Genomic DNA, 4,288 nt, shown 5'->3' on the forward strand with positions numbered 1-4,288 from the left:
ACTTAAGCAGAACGACCACGCTAGCAGGAGGACTCAACGCTCTCCCCACACTCGCCGCGCACCGCACCGCCCCACCCTCACCCAGACTCTCCGCCAGCAGCCCCAAGCGGCCAGCGCCCCCGCCAAACCCTCGAATACTCCCCATTCCCCCCTCCTAATCCCTCGATCGCCGCACGTCCACTCCCGCAATAATCTCGACACGGCATAAAAGCCCCCCCAAAACCAACGGAGCACCCGCTACGTGGCAGATGACAGTGATGTCGAAAAGACCGAGTCAGCCACTCCCAAGCGCCTGGAAAAGGCGCGGGAGGACGGTCAGGTCGCGCGCTCACGGGAACTCACATCGTTTGCCCTTCTGACAGCAGGATTCGGCGGCGTCTGGGCCATGTCCGGCGGCATCAGCCTGCATATGCAGGCCATCATGCGCGGCGCGTTCACCTTCAATCACAAGACCATCCTCGACACGAACCAGATGCTGATCGGCGCAACATCGGCAGCCAGGGAAGGCTTCATGGCGCTCCTGCCGGTACTCGCACTCACCGCCCTCGCGGCCGTGTGTGCGCCCCTGGCGCTCGGCGGCTGGCTGCTAAGCACCGGCCCGCTGGCCCCGAAGTTCAGCCGCCTGAATCCTGCCACCGGCCTCGGCAGAATGTTTTCAATCCAGGGCCCGATTGCGCTGGGCATGTCTATCCTGAAGACCCTCGTGGTTGGCGGCCTAGCCGGCTGGGGCATGTGGACCCGCAAGGACCAGGTGCTAGGGCTGATCACGAAACCGCTCCATCTCGCACTCGCCGATGCCATGCATCTGATCGTCGTCTGCTGCGGCATGGCGATCTCCGGCCTCTTCCTCGTGGCGGCTTTCGACGTGCCCTACCAACTCTGGTCGCACACCAAGAAGCTGCGCATGAGCAAGGAAGAAGTAAAGCGCGAGGGCCGTGAAAACGATGGCGATCCACAAGTGAAGGCCCGCATTCGCGCGCAGCAGCGCGCCTCCGCACGTCGCCGGATGATGAGCAAGGTGCCGCTAGCCGACGTTATCGTGACGAACCCGACCCACTTTGCCGTCGCGCTGAAATATGCCGACGGCGAAATGCGCGCACCCAAGGTCGTCGCTAAAGGCGTCGATCTCGTGGCCGCCCGCATCCGCGAAATCGCGCGCGAAAACAACGTGCCGCTGCTTGAAGCGCCTCCGCTCGCGCGAGCGCTGTATCACAACGTCGAACTCGAACACGAGATTCCCGGCGCGCTTTACGGCGCGGTCGCCCAGGTGCTGGCCTGGGTTTATCAGCTGCGCCGCTTCCGGGAAGACGGCGGAGTGAAGCCGGATGAGCCCGAGAATCTCGAGGTTCCAGCCGATCTCGACAAAGGCAGCGTGCCACCCGAAGAAGCAGACCAGGAAGCCGCCGATGCATCGGGCGAGGACGTGGATGCATCGAACAAGTCTGCCAATCAAGGAACTGAAGCATGAACGCGCTCGCTAGCTTTTTCTCGAAGCGCCCCGATGCGCTGGGATCGGACAACTTAAGGGCACTCGCCGGGCCTCTGCTGATCTGCATGATCCTCGGCATGATGATCCTGCCGTTGCCGCCTTTCCTGCTCGACCTGCTGTTCACCTTCAACATCGCGTTGGCAGTGATGGTGCTGCTGGTCAGCATGTACACGCAAAAGCCGCTGGATTTCGCCGCGTTCCCAAGCGTGTTGCTGTTCTCCACTTTGCTGCGACTGTCGCTGAACGTGGCCTCTACGCGGATTGTCTTGCTCGAAGGCCACACGGGCCCCGGCGCCGCCGGACAGGTGATCGAATCGTTCGGCCACTTCCTCGTGGGCGGCAATTTCGCCGTCGGTATCGTGGTGTTCGTTATCCTGATGATCATCAACTTCATGGTGATCACGAAGGGCGCGGGCCGGATCGCCGAAGTGGGCGCGCGCTTCACGCTCGACGCAATGCCAGGCAAGCAGATGGCGATCGACGCCGACCTGAACGCCGGCCTGATCAACGAAGACGTCGCGCGCAAGCGCCGCCTGAACGTCGCGCAGGAAGCCGAGTTCTACGGTTCGATGGACGGCGCCAGCAAGTTCGTTCGTGGCGATGCCATCGCGGGCTTGATGATCATGGTGATCAACATCGTGGGCGGGTTGATTGTCGGCATGGCGCAGCACGACATGGACTTCGCGCACGCGGCCACGAACTACACGCTGCTGACTATCGGCGATGGACTCGTCGCGCAAATTCCATCGCTGATCATATCGACGGCGGCGGGCGTGATCGTCTCGCGCGTGGCGACCGAAGAGGACATTGGCACGCAATTGACGGGGCAATTGTTCAGCAACCCGCGCGTATTGATGATCACGGGCGTGATCATCGTGATCATGGGTTTGATTCCCGGCATGCCGCACTTTGCGTTCTTGCTGCTAGGCGGCGGACTCATCTACGCCGCATATAAGATGAACCAGCGCGTCGAGGCAAAGAAACGACTTTCCAACATCAGCAGCGTCACACCCATCACAGCCGCGCCGATCGAAAATGTGGAAGCAACGTGGGACGACGTCGCGATGATCGATCCGCTCGGACTCGAGGTGGGATACCGGCTGATACCGCTCGTCGATAAAAATGCGGACGGCGAGTTGTTGAAACGCATCAAGGGCATCCGGAAGAAATTTGCGCAGGAAATTGGGTTCCTCCCGCCCGTGATTCATATCCGCGACAACCTCGAACTGCGTCCCAACGGTTACCGGATTGCATTGAAAGGCGTGGAGGTCGGTGTCGGCGAAGCGTATCCGGGCCAATGGCTCGCGATCAATCCCGGTCAGGTCACCACAGCGCTACCGGGCAGTCCGACGCAGGATCCGGCATTCGGCTTGCCAGCGGTGTGGATTGATACGAATTTGCGTGAACAGGCACAGGTGTACGGCTACACGGTGGTCGACGCAAGCACGGTGGTCGCAACGCATTTGAACCACCTCGTGGTGACGCACGCGGCGGAATTGCTGGGTCGCCAGGAAGTGATGGCACTCCTGGAACGAGTGGCCAAAAATGCGCCGTTGTTGACGGACGATCTGGTGCCAAAGGTGTTGCCGGTGACGACGCTGCAGAAAGTGCTGCAGAACCTGCTGGAGGAAGGCGTGCCGATTCGTGACATGCGGACCATCCTGGACGCATTGCAGGAACACGCACCCAAGGTGTCCGATGCTCACGAACTGACCGCCGCGGTTCGTCTCGCGTTGGGCCGCGCCATTACGCAGCAGTGGTATCCGGGCTCCGGCGAGTTGCAGGTGATGGGACTTGATCCGAATCTGGAGCGCGTGCTGTCGCAGGCTTTATCGACAGGGCCGAATCCTGGACTGGAACCCAACCTTGCGCAGACCTTATTGACTTCGACGCAGAATGCTATCGCCCGTCAGCAGAGCCTGGGACTGCCGCCGGTATTGCTGGTGCAGCACTCGTTGCGCGCAATGCTCGCAAGGTTCTTGCGTAGAAGTTTGCCGCAGTTAAAGGTGTTGTCGTATGCGGAAGTGCCGGACACGAGAAATATCAAGGTGACTAACCTGATCGGTGGCTAGGGGTGAATATCGGCGAAGAAGTCACGTTTATGCTTTAAAAGTGACTTCTTCTTAGCAGCTTCGGTGCAGCTTCAGGGCCTCGAAACAGCTTGTCGTGCCGGCGTGAATCGGCTCATTGCCACATAGCACGCACAACTGACGAGTATCGAATCGATGCAAGGGATCGTCGTAAGCGTGAAGACGCCACGCACCGTCATGAAGCCGACCAGCGACCCGATAATCCATGCGAGAAACGTCAGCACTTTGACTTGAGGATCGGTCGCGAGAATCGAACTGTCATAGCCGTTGCGCCTGTACAGCCAAAAGTCGGCGACGTAGATCCCGGCAACAGGCGGCGTGGCGATGCCGAGAAACAGAAGAAACGGAATGAACCAGACCATGATGTCCATGCTTCCGACGATCGCGGCGAGAATCCCCAACGCAACGGTAATCTGCCACTTCGGAAAACGCGTAAAGAGCGTGGACACGACCAACGTTCCTTGAAACATGTTCCCCGCGTTACCCGTGACTGTCGCAAAGATCAGCAAAAGAGCCGCTGGCAAGACAGCGCCGAACAAAGCCATGGCGCCCAGCAGCGACCCTTGTCCCGTGAGCCCGCTGGGTGTAGCACCCGCCCAATAAAGTAACGGATAAGCCACCAGGAACGTTGCTATCGCACCGATCAGCGCGTGCGTCCGGTTGTGGACGAAACTGCCGAAGTCCGGCAACGTAGCGACCAGGACCATGA

The 4,288-nt window shown here is 60.2% G+C and carries 3 protein-coding genes; 2 read left to right on the plus strand and 1 reads right to left on the minus strand.

From position 1 onward, the window contains the following. The first annotated feature begins 241 nt into the window (after positions 1 to 241). Together flhB and flhA are read left to right on the plus strand one after the other, a co-directional pair. Positions 242 to 1,468 carry a flagellar biosynthesis protein FlhB gene (gene flhB / locus WCA53_RS17060; RefSeq protein ID WP_423912873.1) on the plus strand — a complete coding sequence of 409 codons (1,227 nt, stop codon included), beginning with the start codon at positions 242 to 244 and terminating at the stop codon, positions 1,466 to 1,468. Then, positions 1,465 to 3,561, plus strand: a complete 2,097-nt coding sequence (gene flhA / locus WCA53_RS17065; protein WP_423912876.1) for a flagellar biosynthesis protein FlhA — start codon at positions 1,465 to 1,467, stop codon at positions 3,559 to 3,561. Before flhB ends, flhA begins: the two co-directional genes overlap by 4 nt. 71 nt (positions 3,562 to 3,632) lie before the next feature. On the opposite strand, the gene WCA53_RS17070 is transcribed toward flhA, so the two are convergent. After that, positions 3,633 to 4,288, minus strand: a 656-nt coding sequence (locus tag WCA53_RS17070) for a cytosine permease (protein WP_423912879.1), incomplete at its 5' end; no start/stop codon positions are given.

The organism is Caballeronia sp., assembly GCF_049581465.1.
Classification (GTDB): Bacteria; Pseudomonadota; Gammaproteobacteria; order Burkholderiales; family Burkholderiaceae; genus Caballeronia.